Annotated in this window: 17 protein-coding genes and 3 pseudogenes; 10 read left to right on the forward strand and 10 right to left on the reverse strand. The window is 41.6% G+C overall.

From position 1 onward, the window contains the following. Nucleotides 1–53: 53 nt before the first annotated feature. From AC6I3O_RS25820 to AC6I3O_RS25860, 9 genes are all read right to left on the reverse strand, one after another. Nucleotides 54–1457, reverse strand: coding sequence for a SpoIIE family protein phosphatase (locus tag AC6I3O_RS25820; RefSeq protein WP_497853296.1), 1404 nt, complete (start codon nt 1455–1457; stop codon nt 54–56). A 95-nt stretch (nt 1458–1552) separates the two neighbouring features. After that, nucleotides 1553–1897, reverse strand: a complete 345-nt coding sequence (locus AC6I3O_RS25825; RefSeq protein ID WP_497853297.1) for an FtsB family cell division protein — start codon at nt 1895–1897, stop codon at nt 1553–1555. 42 nt (nt 1898–1939) lie between these two features. Further along, nucleotides 1940–2293 (reverse strand): spore cortex biosynthesis protein YabQ, encoded by a 354-nt coding sequence (yabQ, locus tag AC6I3O_RS25830; protein ID WP_497853298.1) that lies wholly within the window; start codon nt 2291–2293, stop codon nt 1940–1942. A gap of 4 nt (nt 2294–2297) precedes the next feature. Continuing rightward, entirely contained in the window at nt 2298–2582 is a 285-nt protein-coding gene (gene yabP, locus AC6I3O_RS25835; protein WP_497853299.1) for a sporulation protein YabP, read from the reverse strand. Nucleotides 2583–2631: 49 nt separating this feature from the next. Further along, complete coding sequence (locus AC6I3O_RS25840; protein ID WP_159749018.1) at nt 2632–2871, reverse strand: RNA-binding S4 domain-containing protein; 240 nt, start codon at nt 2869–2871, stop codon at nt 2632–2634. Nucleotides 2872–3026: 155 nt separating this feature from the next. After that, nucleotides 3027–3302, reverse strand: coding sequence for an HU family DNA-binding protein (locus AC6I3O_RS25845; RefSeq protein WP_497853300.1), 276 nt, complete (start codon nt 3300–3302; stop codon nt 3027–3029). A gap of 186 nt (nt 3303–3488) precedes the next feature. Beyond that, the gene (locus AC6I3O_RS25850; protein WP_497853301.1) at nt 3489–5222 is read right to left on the reverse strand and encodes a phospho-sugar mutase; all 1734 of its coding nucleotides are present in this window, start codon (nt 5220–5222) and stop codon (nt 3489–3491) included. A 44-nt stretch (nt 5223–5266) separates the two neighbouring features. Beyond that, nucleotides 5267–6280: a CotS family spore coat protein gene (locus AC6I3O_RS25855; protein WP_497853302.1), complete on the reverse strand. Its 1014-nt coding sequence runs from the start codon at nt 6278–6280 to the stop codon at nt 5267–5269. A gap of 95 nt (nt 6281–6375) precedes the next feature. Further along, entirely contained in the window at nt 6376–7746 is a 1371-nt protein-coding gene (locus tag AC6I3O_RS25860) for a CCA tRNA nucleotidyltransferase (RefSeq protein WP_497853303.1), read from the reverse strand. 139 nt (nt 7747–7885) lie between these two features. Here AC6I3O_RS25860 and AC6I3O_RS25865 point away from each other — a divergent pair, with 139 nt between their 5' ends. The 8 genes and pseudogenes from AC6I3O_RS25865 to AC6I3O_RS25900 all read left to right on the forward strand — a co-directional run bounded on the left by AC6I3O_RS25865 (nt 7886) and on the right by AC6I3O_RS25900 (nt 15814). Continuing rightward, nucleotides 7886–8503, forward strand: coding sequence for a nucleoside recognition protein (locus AC6I3O_RS25865; protein WP_497853304.1), 618 nt, complete (start codon nt 7886–7888; stop codon nt 8501–8503). A gap of 130 nt (nt 8504–8633) precedes the next feature. After that, nucleotides 8634–9830, forward strand: coding sequence for a TniB family NTP-binding protein (locus AC6I3O_RS25870; protein WP_497853305.1), 1197 nt, complete (start codon nt 8634–8636; stop codon nt 9828–9830). Then, complete coding sequence (locus AC6I3O_RS25875) at nt 9823–10554, forward strand: PD-(D/E)XK nuclease domain-containing protein (RefSeq protein ID WP_497853306.1); 732 nt, start codon at nt 9823–9825, stop codon at nt 10552–10554. Before AC6I3O_RS25870 ends, AC6I3O_RS25875 begins: the two co-directional genes overlap by 8 nt. Nucleotides 10555–10680: 126 nt before the next feature. Continuing rightward, nucleotides 10681–10800 (forward strand): annotated as a pseudogene (locus tag AC6I3O_RS25880) (nucleoside recognition protein); the annotation flags it as partial. Between the two features lie 425 nt (nt 10801–11225). Next, nucleotides 11226–12824, forward strand: coding sequence for a transposase (locus AC6I3O_RS25885; RefSeq protein WP_497853307.1), 1599 nt, complete (start codon nt 11226–11228; stop codon nt 12822–12824). 190 nt (nt 12825–13014) lie between these two features. Further along, nucleotides 13015–13743: a hypothetical protein gene (locus AC6I3O_RS25890; protein ID WP_497853308.1), complete on the forward strand. Its 729-nt coding sequence runs from the start codon at nt 13015–13017 to the stop codon at nt 13741–13743. A gap of 12 nt (nt 13744–13755) precedes the next feature. Then, the gene (locus AC6I3O_RS25895; protein ID WP_497853309.1) at nt 13756–14598 is read left to right on the forward strand and encodes a serine/threonine-protein kinase; all 843 of its coding nucleotides are present in this window, start codon (nt 13756–13758) and stop codon (nt 14596–14598) included. Nucleotides 14599–14617: 19 nt separating this feature from the next. Continuing rightward, nucleotides 14618–15814, forward strand: coding sequence for a hypothetical protein (locus tag AC6I3O_RS25900; protein WP_497853310.1), 1197 nt, complete (start codon nt 14618–14620; stop codon nt 15812–15814). A 91-nt stretch (nt 15815–15905) separates the two neighbouring features. On the opposite strand, the pseudogene AC6I3O_RS25905 reads toward AC6I3O_RS25900, so the two are convergent. Next, nucleotides 15906–17280: pseudogene (locus tag AC6I3O_RS25905) on the reverse strand (IS4 family transposase). Between the two features lie 304 nt (nt 17281–17584). On the opposite strand from AC6I3O_RS25905, the pseudogene AC6I3O_RS25910 reads away from it, so the two are divergent. Continuing rightward, nucleotides 17585–17710 (forward strand): annotated as a pseudogene (locus AC6I3O_RS25910) (nucleoside recognition protein); the annotation flags it as partial. 145 nt (nt 17711–17855) lie between these two features. Next, nucleotides 17856–19013 carry an AAA family ATPase gene (locus tag AC6I3O_RS25915; RefSeq protein WP_016222054.1) on the forward strand — a complete coding sequence of 386 codons (1158 nt, stop codon included), beginning with the start codon at nt 17856–17858 and terminating at the stop codon, nt 19011–19013. Nucleotides 19014–19017: the final 4 nt, after the last annotated feature.

The following is a 19017-nucleotide window of genomic DNA, read 5'->3' on the forward strand; positions in this document are numbered from 1 at the left end:
AACAGTTATAATATAAATAAATCCTGTGTAAAAATCAAGTATTTTATATATCTTTACAGTTTCCACATTCCAATTACCAACACCGTCATATCATCCACCGGCTCTTCTTCCGTCCATGCCAACACCTGCTCAAGAATATGGTGCGCCAGCTCTTTCGGGTTCACGATATCCGCATCCTTTATAAATTTGCGCATCAACGTCTCCTGCTCCCCTACCGGCAATGCATCCAGCACCCCGTCCGTCACCATAATCACATAATCCCCCGACTCAAGCTGCCGCTCCACCGGTTCTAACTCAAGCTCCCGGATTACTCCCACAGGCAGGGACGTAGAAGTAATCGTCTCCACCTCGTCCTTCCGCTTGATAAATGTAGTCGAAGCCCCCGCCTTGACAAACTCGCAAGTCCCGCTGTACAAATCGAACAGGCTTGCGTCAATGGTAGAGAAGCGAACCTCCTCCCGGGCAATCACCAGCGCCGTATTCATAAGCTGGATCGCCATCGTCACAGGGAAGCCAGCTTCCAGAAGCTCTTCTAACATCTCCACCACCATCTTGCTCTCCTTGAAAGCCTCCTCCCCGGAACCCATGCCGTCCGACAGCGCAATCCCTTTCTTCCCCCCGGGCAAGTCCGTCATAAGGAAAGTATCCCCGGATATCTTGGCACACCCCTTCCCTATCTTCGCCACGCCCTGAAGCGTATGGTATCTGGCGCTCTCCACGCACGCCACCGTACAATATTCCTCCCCCACCAGCGGGCGTTCCCCCATCTGGGGCGTCATCGTCCTTCCCGTACATGCCCCCACGACAGACGCCAGCTCCTTCGTGGCAATCATATGCCCCTTCATAGATTTCACGGTAAGATGAATCTCATACTTCCCCTGGGCCGTCATATAGAACACCGACGACAGCATCCTCGCCCCGCCTTTGCGAAGCTGGGTTTTCAACCGCTTTTCCAGATGCTCGTCCTCAAAAATACCGGCGTCCAGCTCACGGGTCGTATGCTGGATCATTTCCGCAAAGCGGTTCAGCTGCTGCGCATACCCCTCCCGGTTCTGCACCATCTTATTGCTCCACATCATAATCTTCTTGGCGTTCTCATATGTCTCCAACGTCTCCCGCAAGAATCTGGGCGCCCGTATACACCGTTTCTGCAGGCTTCGTTTCAATTCTACGCTCAGCTCTGCGCCGAAATCCTCCACCGTGCATAGAATCTCATATAGCATCTGGTATGTATGGACACGGTTCTCCCCCATGCACCACTGCCGCTTCTCACAGTTCTCACAAACTTTATCCGTGACCTTTTGGAACATTTCCTCGACCTCATCCTTAGAAAATGTCCCCTTATAATCCTCCAGCGTAAGGAATGTTTTTGACAAATGCACCAAAGAATCTGCAAACTTGTCCATCTGTACGACATATGGGTTGATAAATGCCGTCTTTTCCTTTATTTCCACCATTCTTTGCTCCCCTTTCAACGGTTTTCAGACATAATTTTCAAAAAACAAAAAATAAAAAGCCTTAGGAACCTATCCTAAAGCTTATCCTCTGTCCATTATTTTTCTTTCAGTATGATCTCGTTCTCGTGAACTAACCCTAGTTTCTCCCGCGCAATGTCTTCTACATACTGGTCTGTCCCCACGTACTCCCGAAGCTCCTCTATCTCTTCTGCGCGCGCTTTCTCTTCCTCGATCTGTTGTTCCAAATCCTGCTCCTGGTCCAAGTACTCCTTCTCCTTGGCCCTAAGCGATATACTATTCGCCGTCACGACTGCAAACAAAAGGAGAACGACCGCGCTGACCGCCAGTACGCTCCTCTTATGACGCTGCATACGTCTCTTCCGATGCCTTTTCGGACGTCTCTTTTCCGTATTCCCCATATGCGATTCACCCTTATTCACAGGCACCCCTGCCTGTTATACTCACCCTTATTCTTTCTTATCTTAACTTTTTTCTTCTTTTTTATCAAGTCCCTGACGATAACTTTCTTGTTTCCTGCCGTAAATCTTTTTGAACAGTTTTTCCTCCCTGTCAAGGAAAACCCACATGAAAGCCACGCCAAGCACAACACCTAGTACAAAATACCAACGGATACTACCATCGCTTGTATGGTAAATTTGCACAAATAGATAGACAGCAGAGCCTAGCCAGAAAATCAAATCCTCCGCGCCGATTGCCGCAAGGGTATGGCTGACAATCCGGCGGAAACACCGGATGCACTGATAGACAAGCCGGACAATGGCACCGGACACCACTGCTGCCAGAAACACCATCATTTCCTCCCTGATTCCCGGCATAGCGTCACCTGAACAACTTCGAGAACAGGTTCTCCTGCTGTTTTGCGTGCGCCTGGACATCAGAATAGGCGACACTGTCAATATTTCCCGAGAGATCCACTTCTCCCTTTTCCACACTCAGCCGGTTGACGTGCAGATCCGACCCTTTCACCATCATCATCCCCTGTTCCGTTTCCAGAAGGATTTCATTCAGGTCAAAAGATAACACGTCGATTACCCCGGTCACCATGCTGGTCTTCCGGTTATTGATTACCAGCTTATGATTTTTCTGTATGGTTCTTTCTTCCATGCGCTTCACAACCTTTCTTAATAATCATATGAAAGGCTGACGCCAAATATTACAAATATTTGAACAAGTCTTTTGCTTCTTCCTTCTTTGTGGTGTCCTGAATGTCTAAAACTTCCACTTTTACGGTCTTCGTGCCGAACTGAATCTCGATTACGTCTCCTACCTTCACCTTCACAGAGGCCTTCGCCACCTGCCCGTTGACGGTCACACGTCCTGCGTCGCACGCTTCATTTGCCACGGTCCTGCGCTTAATCAGCCGTGACACCTTCAAAAACTTATCTAATCTCATGAATCATTTTCCTTTCCTACAACAAAAAAGATGCCCAGAGGTCTTATCCGACCCCCGCGGCATCCTAATCCCCATGTCAGTCCCCGCCACGGAATCAGCTCTTCCTTTCATCCGAATCCAACTCCATCCCGCGCCGGTTTCCTATACAAAATGAATTACTCGTTGACAGCGTCTTTCAATGCTTTTCCGGCTTTGAACTTAGGAGCCTTGCAAGCCTCAATCTTCATCGTCTCTCCAGTCTGCGGATTTCTTCCCTCTCTTGCCTCTCTCTTGCTCACTTCAAAAGTTCCGAATCCAACCAACTGAACCTTGTGCTCTTTCTTTAATTCATCTGTTACCACATCAATAAAAGCCTTTAACGCTTTTTCAGCATCCTTCTTGGATAATTCTGCCTGATCAGCAATCGCTGCCACTAATTCTGTCTTATTCATGGATAATTTCCTCCTCTTGTCTACACATAGAATCCCTTATTTTTATTCTATTATCTATTCTGCGGCCTCATACAAATGTCGCATGAAGACCTATAGATACAGTTATAACTTCTTTCCCGATAAATGTCAAGGCAAATTCTTGGGTTTTCGCCGTATTTTCAGCTATTTTCAAGGTTTTTGGGACTCTTACAGCATCTTGTTAATCATAGACAGAACTTCTTCTCCGAGCTTTGCCGATTTTTCATCTGCATCCGCAAGAGAGCTTCCCTTAATGCCATAGTAGAACTTCACTTTCGGCTCCGTTCCGGACGGCCTTACGCACAGCCATGCATCGTCTGTCAGGTCATAGTACAGGACATTGGACTTAGGCAGGCCTGTTCCTGTCACATCCCCTGTCGCTATATCCTTGACCGTCTCAGCCTGATAATCTCTTGCCTTCACAACCTGATAACCTCCAACCTCTGTAGGCGGATTCTTGCGCAGCGTCTCGAGAATCTCCTGAATCTTCTGCAAGCCTTCGATTCCCTTCAGCGTGATAGACTGAATATCATCCTTATAATAGCCATACTTGTCATACATGTCCACCATTGCATCCCACAGCGTCTTGCCCTGAGTCTTATAGTAAGCCGCAGCTTCACACAGCGCCATAGTCGCAACAATCGCATCTTTATCCCTTGCATGGGTTCCAATCAGGCAGCCGTAGCTCTCCTCAAACCCAAAGAGATAGGAACCCTTGCCTGTCGTCTCGAATCCAAGAATCTGCTGCCCGATGAACTTGAATCCAGTCAGCACTTCAATTAAGCCGATTCCATACCCCTTCGCAATGGCGTCCGCCAGATTGGACGTAACAATCGTCTTAATCAGACAGCCGTCGTCCGGAAGCCCCTTCAAAGCCTTGCGCTGCCCAATCTCATAATCGGCAAGGAGACAGCCGGACATATTGCCGGTCAGTACCTTGTACTCACCTGACTTCGCATCCTTCACGTACACGCCAAGCCGGTCTGCATCCGGGTCTGTGGCAAGCACCAAGTCCGCGTCCACTTCCTTCGCAAGCCTAAGTCCCAGCTCAAAAGCTTCCTTTGCCTCCGGGTTCGGATAAGAAACCGTCGGGAACTCACCGTCGGGAAGCTCCTGCTCTTTTACAACATAGACATTCTCGAATCCAAGCTCCTTCAAAATCCGCCTTGCAGGAATATTCCCTGTTCCATGGAGCGGGCTGTATACAATCTTGAGTTCCTTCCCCACCGCATCAATCGAATCCTGATGGATAACCTGCTTTTTCAGCTCTGCTATGTAACCGTCATCCACCGCCGCACCGATTACTTCATACACGCCTGCTGCCTTCGCATCCTCAAGCCCCATGGTCTTGACCGTGCTGTAATCCACAACAGCCTTCACTTCATCCATGATACCCTTATCATGGGGCGGCGTAATCTGGGCGCCATCCTCCCAGTAGACCTTGTATCCGTTGTACTCCGGCGGGTTGTGGCTTGCCGTAATGTTGATTCCTGCGATACATCCCAGAGAGCGCACTGCATAAGACAGCTCCGGCGTCGGGCGCAGAGACTCGAATACATACGCCTTGATTCCATTCGCCCCAAGGCAAAGCGCCGCCTCATCTGCAAATTCCGGAGACATCCGGCGGGAATCATACGCGATTGCGACCCCCTTTTTCTGTCCGTCCTTGCTGATAATATAGTTTGCAAGCCCTTGAGTCGCCTTCCTTACCGTATAAATGTTCATGCGGTTCGTCCCCGCACCGATGATTCCCCTAAGACCAGCCGTCCCGAATTCCAAATCCTTATAAAAACGTTCCTTGATCTCGTTATCATCCTCTGCAATGCTTCTTAATTCTTCCTTTGTTGCTTCATCGAAATATGGGTCGTTCAACCATCCCTCATATCTTTCACGGTATTCCATTTTTGTACCTCCTGTCCTTAATGATTCTATTATACAACAGGAATCTACAAATGAAAAGAAAATATCTCTTCTAAAAACCTCTTCTTTTCCTCTGTCTGCCGGATAGCCATGCTAAGTTTCTCAATACTCTTCGCAGAAATCCATGCTTTGTTGGAATGATAGTAGGAATTCGCCACCTTCCAGAATTTTTCCGGGTAAATGAGCCGGATTTTGAGATATTCCATCTCTTCCCTGGAAAGCGGGCGGATTGCCGAGTAAGCATTCAGCATATTATCGCCCAGCCTGACTTTCCATCCTTGTTTTTCCATCACTTTCCGCAGGAAATAGTACAAATCTTCCACTTGTACATCTCTTTTAAATTTTTCAAAGTTCGTAACCGCAATCTGGCATGGCTCTTTCCTGTAACAGTGTTCTCCCGAGAGCATTAAAATATTGTGGTAGTTGTACTCCCCGTGGGTCATACATCCTTTCTCCACGCTCTCCCGGTAAATCTCGTCATAGCCGGATTCGTTCAGCTCATGGCCGGCACAGTCCGCCCACTGATACATTTGCTCAAAATATTTCAGGAAAGCCGACTCGAACTCTCCCTTAGGCGATATCCCACGCATGAATTTCCGCACTTTCTTTAGTTCCCGGTTATGCCGGAGGTATTCCTCCCCCAGATGCGCCCCCGGAGCCACGCTGTTTTCTAACCTCTTGCACATCAACACATGCAGCTTGGCAAGGTTTCCTGACGCCGCAAGCAGTTCAGCCGGTTTCTTAATATCGCACTCCCGCCCCTGGAACCAGGATTTCAGCAAATACTGGCTTCCGTCTTCCGACACGGCGAGATATTCCCCTTCCTTCGTCCGTATGATTCTGTCCGTCCTGGTATATCCCTGGGCATTCAGATACTCATGCAACTCATACAACGCAGGAATACGCTTTTCTGACACTTTTACTTCCTTCAGCAGCAGAAGCCCCTGGTCTGAGTCGCATAAAACAGCACCCCTCGTCTTGCGGGTGCCGCTGACTTCTACATCATACTGTTCTAATACATTTAGTTCATACTCCTGCATATCCATCCCCTGCACTTACATTACATATTCTCTCTAACGTATGATTGAATGCGGGGAAATATGCAAGGTTCCCGGGTGTTATTTACCTAAGCGGCTTACTCTATGCTCTTTCTATCATGGTCTGCTTCCGCGTTAACAGCAGATACCAACTCCAATAATTTCTCTTTCTCATTCCACTGCGGCTCCTCAATGACCCGTTCCAATAATTGGTTCAGACAAGCTCCAATCTCCTTCCCCGGCTTCATTCCCAGGGCTATCAAATCCTTCCCGGATACGGCGAGCCCCTTTAGGGTTACACACTGTTTCTCCTTTATAATCTCCCGGTATAACGCCTCAATCTCATCCAGATTCTTTATCTTCTCATCACGCCGGTACATACTCTGTGCCAAGACATCTGCACGGCGGACTTCCATATAGTAAGGGAATATATCTTCCCCAATCTGGTTCATTGCACGGCGCACATTCTTCGCCGCCGCAGGCATCCGGTAGTCATGGTAACAGACCAGCCTTGTTACTTTATTCAGTGTGTCATTGTCGAATTTCAGCCTTTTCAGCACATCCTTTGCAATTATCTGGCTTTCCGCGGCATGCTTTTTAAAATGTGCCACCCCTTGCTCATCCACCGTCTTTCGTGCAGGTTTACCCATGTCATGCAGCAGCATCGTAAGTCTTAGCGCCTTATCCGCCCGGATATTTTTCATCGCATGAAGCGTGTGCTCCCCCACGGAATACATATGGTGGGGCGTTTCCTGTCCTGTTACCATGATACGGTCAAATTCCGGCAGGAATACCCGGGTGACGCCCAATTCGTACGCATCCCTTAAAAACTCCGGCCTGTCCGACGTAATCATTTTCACAAGCTCCACCTGAATCCGCTCCGCACTGATTTTCCCTAGGGTGGGGGCAAGCTCCCCCATTGCCCGCCTTGTATCCTCCTCAATGCCGAAATCAAGCTGTGCCGCAAAACGAAGCCCTCTCAGGATTCTAAGCGCATCCTCTAAGAACCGCTCCTTTGCATTTCCCACGCACCGGATTATATTTGCCTGAATATCCCGTATTCCGCCGAAGATATCTACCAGCCCGTCCTTCTCATTATATGCCATGGCATTGATCGTGAAATCCCTTCTTCGCAGGTCCTCCCGCAGGCTGCGGGTGAACGTCACCTCCTTGGGGTGGCGGCTGTCCTCGTACTCCCCGTCAATCCGGTAGGTCGTCACCTCAAAGCCTTCCTCCCCCATGAGTACCGTGACTGTCCCATGCTGGATTCCTGTATCAAAAGTCTTACAGAACAGCGCTTTCGTTTCCTCAGGCGTCGCCGACGTAGTGATGTCCCAGTCTTCCGGTTCTCTTCCGAGGACGGAATCTCTGACGCAGCCGCCCACTGCATATGCCTCGTATCCGTGATTTTGTAATATGGTAATAATCCTGTCTACTCTCTCAGGCAGTTCGATTCGTAGATTTTCCACAATATCCCCTCCAAGTCTCTCTTATCTCAGCCGCGTCTGTTATAATAATATAATATGAAAATATACGGAAATCAACTATATTCTATTACGGAAATGAGCTGCATATGGTAGAAGTAAAAGCCATAAGAAGGTGCAGTAAATGTTGAATTACCTATGGGCGGGTATGATCTTGATTGGGATTATCTTTGCCGCTTTTACCGGACGGATGCCGGATATTACAAATGCGGCCCTTGATTCATCCAAAGAAGCAATTACCCTTTGTATTACCATGATGGGCGTCATGTCTTTTTGGGTGGGGTTGATGGAGATTGCGTCAAAAGCCGGGATCATCCGCGGGGCGTCCCGCAGGATACGCCCCCTTGTACGCTTCCTGTTCCCCGAACTTCCCGGGGATCATCCGGCGCAGGAGCATATTACCACGAACATCATTGCCAATGTGCTGGGGCTTGGGTGGGCGGCAACGCCGGCAGGATTACGGGCGATGGAAGAGCTTTCTAAGCTTGAGGATGACCGCAGGAAAGGACGGCTGCCGGGGAAAGCACGGAAAAAGGGGATTGCCAGCAATGAGATGTGTACATTCCTGATTATCAACATCTCGTCACTGCAATTAATCCCGGTGAATGTGATTGCATACCGGAGCCAGTACGGGAGCGTGAATCCGGCGGCAATCGTGGGACCGGGGATCGCGGCTACGGCGGTGAGTACGATTGTGGCGGTGGTGTATTGTAAGATGGTGGATGGGAAGCGGAGAGTGTGAGGCTCTCCGTTTTTGTGATAAAAATAATTTATAGTGTATAAAACTAATAAAAATGTATTAAATTGGATAAAAAAGGTTTAATTATAATATATAAGTGGTATAATAAATAAAAATGGAAAAGGAGAAACTGATGATGGGATTAAAGGCGGAAGATGTGTTCAGACCAGGTGCATTTCCTGAATATACTTATATATCACGTAAATCTGCAGTTTCAGATCTGCCATATGAATTTCGTTTAATGCAGGCAATAAAGGTGTCTGGCTTTTTGACTTCTTTGGTAGGCCCTTCTAAAATGGGAAAAACGATTTTATGTGAAAAGGTTATAGGATTTGAAAAGATTGTGGAAGTCTCAGGAGCAGATTTTAGTTTAGAGACAGATTTTTGGAAAGTGGTTGCCGCAAAAGTTGGTTTGGCTTATGAAGGAGAGTTTTCTTCTGAGAAAATGATTGCTGATACCAAAGATAAATATTCGAAAAAAGAAACCTATTCTTTGACAAAAGATAAAATTATAGAATACTACAAAAAAGAAAATCTGGTTTTGGTTATCGATGATTTCCATTACGCGCAGGAAGAGAAACGAATGCAGATTGCACAGCAACTTAAAGATGCAATCCGAAGAGGATTTAAGGCAATTGTTGTTTCTTTGCCCCACAGGGCAGATGAAGCAATTCGCAGGAACGCAGACCTTTCAGGACGATTAAGCATGATCAATATGGAATCATGGGAAGTAAATGATCTAAAAGAAATTGCAAAAGTAGGATTTGAAAAACTGGGCATACAGATTGAAGATAATGTTGCAACACAGATTGCGGTAGAAAGTTTATCTTCTCCGCAGTTGATGCAGTACATCTGCTTAAATATCTGTACGATTTTGGAAATGTCAGGTAGAGATGCTTCGTGTGTAAAACCGGAAATTTTGAATATTGCATATCGATATACAACTGCAAATTTTGAATATGGTGATGTGGTATCCCTGATGCAAAAGGGTCCAAACATGAGAGGAAAAAGCAGAAACAGATTTCGAGCAGATAATGGGAAGGATTATGATCTTTATGAATTGATTGTAAAATCCATTGCAGAAAATCCACCTATTATGAAATTGGAATTTGAGGATGTTAAAGAGCGTATTTATTGTTTGATTGCTGATGATTGTAAAAAACCTACTCCGCAAGCTATAAAAGAAAGTTTGGTTAAGCTACAAGAATTATTGGATGGCCGGGAGGATATATTCAAAGTTCTTGATTGGAAGGAAGGAGTATTGTATATTTTAGACCCTTTATTTTTGTTCTATTTACGCTGGGAAGGGGGCGGAAATAAAGATGTTTAGTAATTCCGGTAGCATACAACAAGCTATGGAAATATTGGTGTGCGCAAAGGACAGTCAGTCATTTCAAGCCGCGATAAGCGCTTTAAAAGAGCAGATGAAAAGAACAGGAATGGATTCGCAATATTTAATTGATTTGGAAAGAAGGGCCTACTATCTCCCGAATGAATATTCTGATAAAGATACAAAAGAAAAGATGCTTGAAGCCAAAAAGAGAGTGATAGAGTACATGAATGAGATTATGAATGTAAATGAAAACGGCAGATTGCTTTTGGATGTACTGGAAAATTTTTATCTTTTTTTGGAAAATCTTTTCGAAAGGAGACTTCATAAAAAAGGAGGGATTCAAAAAGAGCAGTTAGAAGGATTAAGAATAAAAAATGAGTACGATGTCCAACATTTGTTGTATGCATATCTTAAACCACTCTATCCAATGGCAAGAGCAGAGGTAAATGAGGATACGGGATATGGTGCAGTCAGGTCGGATATTTTGTTGGATTCGAAAAATACTATTGAAGTAAAGTGCACGAGAAAAGGAATGGTATTGAAGAAGCTGGTCGAGGAAATAGAAGCAGATATGGTACATTATAGCGCTAAGAATATTTATTTTTTCATATATGATAAAGAAAAATTGATTGATAACCCTTGTAATTTTAAGAGCAGTTATGAAGAAAAGATGAAAGACAAGCACATTTATATTATTATTCACCAGCCTAAGATATTATAAATTTCGATACTTAGTATCTAGAAAAGATGAATCGCTTTTTCGTGAAGAGCCGGAGTGCTGTTATGATAATGGAAAATAATTAGGCAGATAGGAGAACAATTTTTTAGTCTTAGCTTGACACAACCGTATCGGTCACAATATGGGAGCGTGAATCCAACGGCAATTGTGGGGCCAGGGATTGTAGCTACAGCGGTGAGTACATTTGTAGCAGTTTTATATTGCAAAATTATGGATAAAAGTAGGTAATGTAATGTAAAGTTTGAAGTTCTTATTACACTTTTGACAAGGTTAATATGTTCGCCAGAAAACACATGATATAAATGATTTATATAATTCGTGCAAAATGTCAATTGTATTTATGGTATATCTTTGGTAATATTATACAAAGTACCTGTTTTTTCAAGCGAAAATTGCAGAAACAAATCTTAGTATATGTTAAATGATCACACATTAGCTTACAATTGAAGGTACTGTGGTTGATTCATTAGATCCAGAAAACGTGGATAAGGATTGTTTGTTGATCGCTTTTCTATTTTTAAATTGATATAATGATGCTGGGGTCAAAAGCCCACGAAATAGAACCTTGAAAATTTAATATTTTACAGTAAATACAAGCATTTCATCGCTTTATAAGTTATAATAATAATAACTTCTGAAAGGTGGTATGTTCTATGTCTTTTAAAACAAATGATTGTCAGCAATTATCATTAGATGATAGTTTTACGGCTCTTACTGAACGCGAAAGAAAAGCTTTGGAAAAATCATGGGCGAAGATTTTTGCTGATGAAATTTTTCCATCTATAGATGAAGAACGCTTTTCTGTCCTGTACTGTGATAAAGCATCCAGACCTAATGCACCTGTAAACGTTATTATCGGTGCGCTCATCATCAAGGAACTTTTTGATTATTCTGATGATGAAATCGTTGAGAATCTGATGCTTGATCTCCACCTTCAATACGCGTTGCATACCACAAGCTTTGCAGAACAGCCGATATCAGACAAAACCCTGAGTCGTTTCCGTAAAAGATGCTATGACTATGAGACACTTCATGGTGTGGACTTATACCACGACTGTGTAAAAGATCTCAGCGGTAAAATCGCTAAGATAATGAAACTGAATGGACGCATACGCCGTATGGATTCCATGATGATAGAAGCTAACATTCGTTTTCTGAGCCGTATGGAGCTGATCTATACCTGTATATTTAAACTGGTTGTTTATCTTACAAAGAAGCAGCCAGATATGGTTCCTGAGCCACTAAAGCATTACGCAGACCCGAATGATTATAACCGTATCTTCTATCATCAGAGAAATGATGACATGGAAGCAATTATTCAAACCTTGCTGGCAGACAGTGACTGTTTACTGGAACTGTGCAAAACAGATTTTGAAGAAACGACAGAATACCAGCTTTTTGTCAGATGTCTTTCTGACCAGACAGTTGTTGAAAATAATAAACGTCGTCTGAGGACCAAGGAAGATGGCACCATGAATTCATCGGCACTTCAAAATCCATCTGATCCGGATGCCACTTACAGAAACAAATCCGGCAAGTCATACAGAGGATATGCCGCAAACATAGAAGAAACGGTTGGCAAGAATGGCTCTGTAGTAACGGATTATCAGTTTGATAAAAACACTCATACGGACAGTCATTTCCTTCAGGAATCTCTTTCAGCAATGGAAAAGTCTGAAGAAGAAATCATTCTGGTTACAGATGGCGGTTATGATGGCCAGGACAATGTAGCTCTCGCGAAAGAAAAGAATGTGAAACTGGTAACTACAGCACTAATTGGCAAAGAAGCACCGGATGCTTTGGCTGATTTCGAATTTAATGAAGATGGAACCCGTCTTCTGAAATGTGCTGCGGGTCATGAACCGGCAAGCCAGTCTTATACCAAAACAACAAGGCAATGCAGAGTCTCATTTGACCGGAATCATTGTGTCGGCTGTCCATATCAGGATCAGTGCCGCCCCAAGATTTATAAAAAAGTTGCCACTTTTATTACCTCAAAAAATGCATCCAACAGAGCAAAAAGCCAGAGATATATGCAAAGTGAGGAATTCAGCAATTTAGCAAGGCTGAGAAATGGTGTAGAAACCATTCCGGCCAATATCCGAAAGAATTACCATCTGGACAAACTTCCAAGAGGTAAACAACGGGGTAAATTCTTTTTTGGAAGTAAAATAGCAGCCTTAAACTTCAGAAAGCTCTTTGGATTCCGAAAGGGCTTGGGGAATTATGCACAAAACCCGGTGTTGGCATAGAAATAAGCCGGAAGTACATCAACAATTCCAAGGCAATGAATTCTTTTACAAAAAATCTACTATAAAATATTAAATTTTCAAGGTTCTTGCAGAGTATCAAACATAGAAAACACTATGTTTTGACCCCAGCATCATATAATTGAATTAAGAAATAACTGATACGAGATTATGGAGAAGGAAGATGTATAGTATGGATAGGATAATGATGTTTGACCACAATATAGAAAATATTGGTTTATTCACGCGACCAACAACTCAAGGGGAAGAATTGGAGTTAGTGGAAGAGTTCATTGATTATTATATCCATGCCTTTTTAAAAAATAATAAAGTAAATAATTTAGCAGTATTTGTTGAACCTAAAGTGGCATCGGGTTTTCCAGATATTGTATTTGCATCTTATTCACCTAAAATATTGGATAATTGGTCTGAGGAAAGAGAGAAGCTTACTGTTAATGATTTAAAGGTGATGTCCCACTTGATTATGACAGGAGGAAGTACAGGAAGTGATTTAATATCAGGACTAAAAATGTCTGAAAGAGTAACATTGCAGTCTATAGAGAATTTGCTAGACGCAAATTTGATTTGCCGAGTCCATGGATTGTGGAAACCAGTAAATATAGGAAAGATATATAATATAAAAAAGTTGGTTTCAGTAGAAGCCAAAATGACGGATATGAAAAAAGTAGCTGAGCAATCATTGATTAATACATGGTTTGCTTCTCAGTCATATGCTCTGACTAATTCTGCCAATCCACAGAGTGGCACTATAAAAAATTTTGAAAGACAAGGAATAGGGTTATATTGTAAAAAGAAAAGTTTTAAGAAAATAGTTGAGGCAAGGAAGTTGAGTTTACCATCAAGTTACCAGTCTTTACAGTTTAATGAATGGATTGGAAAAACAGTTTCACATTTATGTTAGGAGAAAACGCATATGAAAAAATTTCAGGATATGTGTCAGAATGAATTTGAAAAAGTGAAATTATTGGCACGAGGTGGGCAGAAAGTTGTATTTGATGCAGTGCATAAATCTTACGGACAATGTGTTATAAAATTGTATTTTCATCTTAATGATTCTCGTTCATTGAGAGAGATAGAAATTGAAAAAGGTTTAAACTTGCCAATGGTACCTCGGATATATGAAACTGGTACAATAGAATATGAAGATACAGAAACATTGTATATAGTTGAACAAAAGGTATGCGGAGTGGAATTGAGAAAAGTACTTAATGAAGGACTGCATTTTTCATTAAAAGAGGCGGTATTCTTTTTAGAACAGGGACTTAATTTTATTGCAAGTATAGAAAAGAAGGGTATTGTTCATAGGGATATAAAGCCGGAAAATATTATTCTAAAAGATGATGGAAATGTGTTTTTCTTGGATTTTGGAATAGCACGCATACTAGGGGCAGATTCACTAACACGGACAGAGGCGATAATGGGACCGCATACACCGGGATATGCTGCTCCAGAACAATTTAATAATTTGAAAAAAGAAATTGATTCCAGAGCAGATATTTTTTCGCTTGGTGTTGTTACATACGAGTGTATTACAGGAAAAAATCCGTTTAGGGAAGGTTCTTCAAATGCACTTGAAGTTTTACAAAGAACTGAGACTATTACACCAGTACATCATACAATCAAAGGGGATACACAAAGCCAATTTATGGCTTTACTTGGAGCAATGATGGGAAAGTATCCTTCGCGTAGACCTAAAACTGCAGACCAGGCATTGGAATGGCTTGAAGCGGCGAAAATGACATTTGTTTACGGATAAAAATGAGGAGGAAAGGGATATGGAACTGTTTATACAAATGGGGCATGGTACGCAGTCTTTAGCATTAGAGCATTTAGATGAATTTGGTGAAGGGACTATTATTATTAGCCCTATGAATATTTTACCAAAGAACATGAAAAATTATGTTTCAAAAGTACATAAGAAAAACGGAAAAGTTATTATTGATCCACAGCTATATTATCCAAGACAGTTTCAGAAAAAATTAACACAATATACATATTGGCCACAAGACAATATTACCTCTTTAGAGTTAGGGCAGTTTGATAAAGTTGTAAAAGAATTATCAATGCTGAATAAAGAATGTAATGCAGATGTTTTTTTATTACCATCAATTACAGCAAAAAAGGTTGATGATTTATGGGATAAAGTACAGCGAATGATAATAGAAAATGCTAAACAATATGCACTTGATATGGGTTATATACACACAGTTGCATTGTCGAGTGATGTTGTTAATGATGAAACTCAAATTGAAAAAGTAATATCGTATGTTGAAGAATGGGATGTGGAAGGTGTATATATTGTTTGTGAGCATCCGGGAAAATATTATTTAATTGATAGGCCATTATGGGTTTCAAATATTATGTCTTTAGTTGCAGGAATAAAAAGGCAACAAAAAAAAGTTATTGTGGGGTATGCAAGCCATCAATTGTTATGCATGGCATTAGCAAAATGTGATGCGATAGCTTCGGGCAATTTTCTGAATTTAAGGTGGTTTCAACCAGAGCATTTTGAAACAATAGATGAAAATCAACCCAGTCGGCGTGCGGTGTGGTACTATTGTCCTCAGGCATTATCGGAGTATAAGATTCCTTTTTTGGATATTGCAAAACGTATGAAGTTGCTGGACAGAATAGAACCACCAGATATAATGAAAAATTCACACAGTGAAATGCTTTTTAAAGGAAGTTTGCCGTCGTCTACCGGTTTTAGTGAAAAAGAGGCATTTAGGCATTATCTTTATTGTTTAAGAAAACAATGTCAGGGTAGTGTAAGAAGCACTTATCAAGAGACAAAAAATGCTCATTTAGTAATGCTAGCAACGGCGGAGCAGTTGTTAGCCGGTTTGAGTGAAAAAGGAATCAGAGGGCAAGACAGAGATTTTACAGAAATTTTAGATGTAAATAGAGCTGCCATTGCTGCCTTTGACATGGCTTATAAATTTCCGCTTTCACAAGAATGGAAAAATTTATAAACTCAAACCTCGCACATGGATTTTAGCTATGCACCTTGAAAATTCAATATCTGGCAATAATTTTATTATCAAAGAACAGCCTTTTGGAACACTATGCTACTATTAATTGGGATTGTAGCAGGGATGGCAGGGTGCTGATAAAAGTGTCAATCAGTTCATCTATCTTTTCATCAACAAGATCACAGTGTTCCTCTAAAAGTTTCCGGAACATTTGAAGCAGCATTTGAAATGCCTGCATCCATGTGATGTCAGACATTTCGTCAGAAAAGTACAGAAACAGTTCTCCAAGTGAGCGGCTGTCGTTTGATTCCCTGTTTTCGATGGACAGCATCATATACCTGGTAAAAACAACTGCCGTATGGGCGGTCATTGCATCAAAAGAAAGGCAATGGCATTCTTTGCTGAGCCTGAGATAACTCTTGCAGACTTTGAAGAATACTTCGATATCCCAGCGTTTTCCATAAAGGCGGATGATTTCATCTTCACATAAGGATGTATCTGTTGTGATAAGGCAGAGGTATTCCTTGCGCTTATTCCTGTTGCGGACATATAACAACCCTGGCCGGGATCGCTTTCTCATCTTTGATGGCTTCCACATCCACTGATAAGAGGTATTTGGAACGTCCCCTGCGTTTTTTGTTCCTCTTGTAGATATCGATAAGGAAGAGTTCTTCTCCATTGTACCGGAAGAACATTTTCGGGGTTTTCTTAATCATTCCAATCACTTCATAGCCAAGATTTTTTACAGCATGAAGCGATTTGGGAGAAGAAAACCAGCTGTCAAAGAGGACATATTTTGCAGGAATCCCTGTTGTTTTAGCGGCTTTCAGAAGTTCTAACATAGCTTCCGTCCCTTTGGTCATGGAAAGCTTGCGGCGCTTATAACCGATGGCCCTTTTATCAAGGCTGACGGCTTCATTCACACGGTTTTTCTTATTATCCGTGGATAAAAGGATGCTGTTGACTGGAAGAAACGTACTTCCGTCAGTCCATCCCAGGGTCAGCATACGGACCCCAAACTTATAAGCATGTTTTGCATGGTCGTAAGTTTTTGCAAGGAGTTCCACCTTCTTGGAGCGGTTTCTTTCAAACATAGAATCATCAATGCAGAGAACATTTTCCCTGTCCGCGTTATTTAGTGGGACAACGGCATCCTTGATAATTCTTGATGCAAGTATCGTTGTGAACCTGATCCAGTTGATCTGTGTTGATTTCATAAAGCGGTATACCGTATCTTTAGCAAAAGCCGGCGTATTTCTTCCCGACAGCAGATTCATGTACATGCTTCTGTTTGAAAAGATCAGAAGGAACAGATACAGAAAAATCTGTGTCACAGGTGTACCTTTCTTATGATAAACGCCCGCCGTTTTCAGGGCAGACGCCACATGGAATCTGGCGAAAAATCTTTTGATGGTTTTAGAAATCTGGTTATCATTCTGGTTGTCTTGTGTTATACTGTTATTCATAGCATGAGCCTCCGCTGGTATGTTGTTTCTGGACAATTCAATTATACCAAAAACAGAGTGTTTCATGCTATTTTATTGCCAGTTTTTATTGAATTTTCAAGGGGCATAGGCACTTATTCAAGTGCGAAGTTTGAGTTATGATGTCATTGTTGAACGATGGTGCAATCACGATGGATGATCTGAATGATTTTAGTGATGATTTGAAAGATACGATAGGGCATTTCGCTAAAATGTAAAAGATGTATCACAGTTAAAACATATCTGAAAAGGATAAGGAATTTTTAGTCTTAGCTTGACACAACCGTACCGGAGCCAGTACGGGAGCGTGAATCCGGCGGGAATCGTAGGGGCAGGGATTGCGGCGACGGCGGTGAGTACATTGGTGGCGGTGGTGTATTGCAAGGTGATGGATAGGAAGCGGGGAACGTAGAATTCCCTGCTTTCTTTAAAAAATTCCCCTTTATAGGAAATCAGTATAATTACAAAAATATCGGAAATAATAGTTGAAATAACACAAAAAAGTATATATAATAACATAATAAAAACGTAAATAACGTGGAAAAAAGGGGAAGGACATGAAAATCTTAAAACTATCCATAAAAGGTTTACAAAATTTAAAAAATACTTTAGATGTGGACTTCGTTGCACAACAAAGAGTAGACAATGATGCCAGAGAACAAATGTTCAATGTGTTTTCTAATGTTTATACAAGTCCAACATTATCTTTTATTGGGATTAATGCATCTGGTAAGACAACAATCCTAAAATTGATTTCTTTTGCTATAGGATTATTAAATAATGAACCTATTAATAGTATTTCCTCTAAAAAATTTTTGGACGACTTAGATAGTAAACAAAATATGATTTTTACTGCTTATTTTTATCATAATGGCATTGTATATAAATTGGAAACAATAGTAGGAAGAAAAAGAAATGCTATTGATGGCAATACAAAATTTGTAATTATAGATGAAACATTATGGGAAAAAGAAATTCATAAGATAAAAACGAAAAAAAGACTTTATGATTTTAATGATGCCCAAGTAAAAATCCGAAGAAATAAAAATGAACAGTATCTAATAGAAGATGTTAGTATTATAGTTGCTTTAAATAAAGAACAAGACACGAATTTTTCCTTATATGATATGTCAGATTTCACAGATCATAATATGTTGAATTTTTTAGGCCAGTATCCGAAAGAAATATTAACTTTTTTGGATCCTAGCATCGAAACCCTTAGCTGTGAACCAACTGAAAAAAAAGTTGATATCAGATTGAAATTTTATGAAAAAGAAGAGCTAACGTTAAATAGTCCGTTAGCACTTAACAGATATCTTTCTTCAGGTACAATAAAAGGTCTGAGTGTATTTATGGGGGCAGTATTTTCATTTTTGGAAGGGGGATATTTGATTGTAGATGAATTAGAAAATCATTTTAACAAAGAAATTGTTTCAACATTAATACGATTTTTCATGGATAAAAAAGTCAATAAAAAAGGGGCAACTCTGATTTTTTCAACTCATTATTCAGAATTGCTAGATGAATTTGAAAGGAACGACAGTATTTATATTACAAAAAACAAAGATGGGATTACTGCCGAAAAACTTTCTGGTATTTTGAAAAGAAATGATATTAAAAAAAGTGAGATATACGATAGTGATTTTCTTGAGGGAACCGTACCTGCTTATGAATCTTATATTGCTCTGAAAAAAGCGCTAATATCATTAAGATAGGAGG

This window comes from Sporofaciens sp. St.21A7 (assembly GCF_059728535.1).

What these genes read in the sequence shown, in the direction of transcription:
- AC6I3O_RS25900 (WP_497853310.1), top strand. Translation starts at nt 14,618, where the DNA reads ATGGAACTGTTTATACAAATGGGGCATGGTACGCAGTCTTTAGCATTA.
- AC6I3O_RS25855 (WP_497853302.1), bottom strand. Translation starts at nt 6,280, where the DNA reads ATGCAGGAGTATGAACTAAATGTATTAGAACAGTATGATGTAGAAGTC.
- yabQ (WP_497853298.1), bottom strand. Translation starts at nt 2,293, where the DNA reads ATGCCGGGAATCAGGGAGGAAATGATGGTGTTTCTGGCAGCAGTGGTG.
- AC6I3O_RS25885 (WP_497853307.1), top strand. Translation starts at nt 11,226, where the DNA reads ATGTCTTTTAAAACAAATGATTGTCAGCAATTATCATTAGATGATAGT.
- yabP (WP_497853299.1), bottom strand. Translation starts at nt 2,582, where the DNA reads ATGGAAGAAAGAACCATACAGAAAAATCATAAGCTGGTAATCAATAAC.
- AC6I3O_RS25875 (WP_497853306.1), top strand. Translation starts at nt 9,823, where the DNA reads ATGTTTAGTAATTCCGGTAGCATACAACAAGCTATGGAAATATTGGTG.
- AC6I3O_RS25895 (WP_497853309.1), top strand. Translation starts at nt 13,756, where the DNA reads ATGAAAAAATTTCAGGATATGTGTCAGAATGAATTTGAAAAAGTGAAA.
- AC6I3O_RS25850 (WP_497853301.1), bottom strand. Translation starts at nt 5,222, where the DNA reads ATGGAATACCGTGAAAGATATGAGGGATGGTTGAACGACCCATATTTC.
- AC6I3O_RS25865 (WP_497853304.1), top strand. Translation starts at nt 7,886, where the DNA reads ATGTTGAATTACCTATGGGCGGGTATGATCTTGATTGGGATTATCTTT.
- AC6I3O_RS25915 (WP_016222054.1), top strand. Translation starts at nt 17,856, where the DNA reads ATGAAAATCTTAAAACTATCCATAAAAGGTTTACAAAATTTAAAAAAT.
- AC6I3O_RS25845 (WP_497853300.1), bottom strand. Translation starts at nt 3,302, where the DNA reads ATGAATAAGACAGAATTAGTGGCAGCGATTGCTGATCAGGCAGAATTA.
- AC6I3O_RS25870 (WP_497853305.1), top strand. Translation starts at nt 8,634, where the DNA reads ATGATGGGATTAAAGGCGGAAGATGTGTTCAGACCAGGTGCATTTCCT.
- AC6I3O_RS25840 (WP_159749018.1), bottom strand. Translation starts at nt 2,871, where the DNA reads ATGAGATTAGATAAGTTTTTGAAGGTGTCACGGCTGATTAAGCGCAGG.
- AC6I3O_RS25890 (WP_497853308.1), top strand. Translation starts at nt 13,015, where the DNA reads ATGGATAGGATAATGATGTTTGACCACAATATAGAAAATATTGGTTTA.
- AC6I3O_RS25820 (WP_497853296.1), bottom strand. Translation starts at nt 1,457, where the DNA reads ATGGTGGAAATAAAGGAAAAGACGGCATTTATCAACCCATATGTCGTA.